The organism is uncultured Microbulbifer sp., assembly GCF_947489355.1.
Classification (GTDB): Bacteria; Pseudomonadota; Gammaproteobacteria; order Pseudomonadales; family Cellvibrionaceae; genus Microbulbifer.
On record NZ_CANLDD010000135.1, the window covers coordinates 1 to 2,052 of the forward strand.

General features: G+C 56.7%; 2 protein-coding genes. Both read right to left on the reverse strand.

All coding sequences use genetic code 11. The features are described 5' to 3' along the window. A partial coding sequence (locus tag Q1A48_RS21070) for an ABC transporter transmembrane domain-containing protein (protein WP_299948796.1) occupies positions 1–1,540 on the reverse strand: 1,540 nt, incomplete at its 3' end. Beyond that, a partial coding sequence (locus Q1A48_RS21075; RefSeq protein ID WP_299948798.1) for an HlyD family efflux transporter periplasmic adaptor subunit occupies positions 1,540–2,052 on the reverse strand: 513 nt, incomplete at its 5' end. The genes Q1A48_RS21070 and Q1A48_RS21075, both read right to left, overlap by 1 nt.

Sequence of the window (2,052 nt, forward strand, 5' to 3'; positions counted from 1 at the left end):
CCTCACCAAATTGAAAACCCAGCTTGCGCACTTCGATTTTGCCCTGCAGCGCATGCGTTTGATCGACGCTCATTGGCAGGCTGTCGGGTCGATCTATATCCTCGACTTGGGTAAATACGATATCGGACAGGCGGTCCAGATGCAGACCCAGCATTTTTAACTCGATCCACTTGGCGATCAGCGCATCCATAGAACCCACAAAACGGGTTTTGTAGCTCATAAAGGCGTAAAGCATACCGACGGTGAGAATATTTCCCATCACTGCGGTTGCAGCGAAGTAGATCACCAACAGGTTTTCCAAACCAAACAACAGGCGATTGATGGTGTTGTAGCCGATATTCCAGCGGGCAATGCGGATATCCTTGTTGATAGCATCGGCGAGGCGGTTGTGCCACTGCCCCTGGCGGTCGTTCTCGCGCTGGAATAGTTTGACGGTCTGGATAGCCCGCACCGACTCCATAAAGTGCGAGTCGTGCTTTGCCTGGGCAACAATTTGTTCTTCAGTAAGTAGCCGTAATGGGCGATAAAGTAACAGACGCAGGACGGCGTACAGGACGACCACCAGCAACACAATTAAGGTTAGCCATAGATCGTAAAAAAACATGGCGGCCAGTGTGATCAGCGCCATAATACCGTCCACGACCGCAGCCACCAGCCCGGTGGTGAGCAGCTCGCGCACCTTGTTCAGAGAACCGAAGCGGGAAACCACGTCGCCCATATGCCGGGTGGAGAAATAGCTCATCGGCAGGCGGATCAGATGGCGGAACAGGTTGGCAGCCATCTGCATATTGAGCCGGCTGGAGATATGCAGGATCACCCATTCTCGCAAGGCGTTGGTGCCGGTTTGTATCACCAGTAACAGCCCAAAGCCGATCGCCAGCACCAGCAGCAGGTTGGCGTCGCCGCGCAGGATGACGTCATCCACCACCGTTTGCATATAAAATGGCGTAACCACGGCAAACAGCTGAAGCAGCAGAGACAGCAGCAGCACCTGTATCAAGCTGCGCTTTAACCCGCTGATACGCGACCAGAAATGGCTGAGTTTCAGGCGCTGGCGGTTTTCCCCCGATTGGAATTCATCCGTTGGCGTAAGCTCCAGGGCAACGCCGGTAAAGTGCTGGCCGAACTCCTCCCAGGTCAGCACCCGTTCCCCCACTGCGGGGTCATGGATGGTGACCTTGTTACGCTGTACGGATTTGAGCACGACAAAGTGACTCATATCCCAGTGCAGCACACAGGGGCGCTGTAGCTCTTCCAAGTGTTCCATCTCAAGGCGCAGGGCGCGGCCAGCCAAGTGCAGGCGCCCGGCCATATCCATCAGGGTCTTGAGGTTGGTGCCGTGACTGGAGATATGGAAGCGGCGGCGCAGGCCGGCGAGGTCGGTATCATAGCCGTGAAACCCGGCAATCATCGCCAGGCACACCAGCCCGCATTCCGCAGCCTCAGTCTGCAAAATTACCGGCAGTTGGCGGCCTGAGGAAAAATGCAGAAGCTTTTCCGGCCGACCTTGACCGGCTGGTTGTCGCGTGGTCGCCTCCATCACAGGCGCCCCCGCAGGCTGTAAATGGGCTCCAGCAGCCATTGCAGCAAGCTCCGTTCCGCCAGTTGCACATCGGCAGACAGGGTCATGCCCGGCTTGAGGGAAAAGTGCCGGCCATAGGCATTAACCGTCGGTTGTGCTAGTTTTGCCGTGACCCTGAACACCGGCTCGCGCACTGTGACAGGAACACGGAGCAGCTCATCGGGCAGCAGTACGGTATCGGATACCTCCAACACGGCACCGGGGTAAAGGCCAAATTTTTGGTAGGGAAAGGCATCGTAGCGAATTTTCAAGGGCTGGCCTGCACTGAGAAAACCCGCAGAGCGCACCGGCACCAGCAACTGTGCCGTGAGTACGTGATTCTCCGGCACCAAAGATAAAACCGGGATATCGGCTTGTGCCTGCTGGCCCTCAGCCGCCTGCAGATTACTGACGACTCCGGCTCGGGAAGCCTTGACGATATAGGCCTGCTGACCATGCAGTTGGGCAATCTGCTGGGCGAGGTCAGAAAG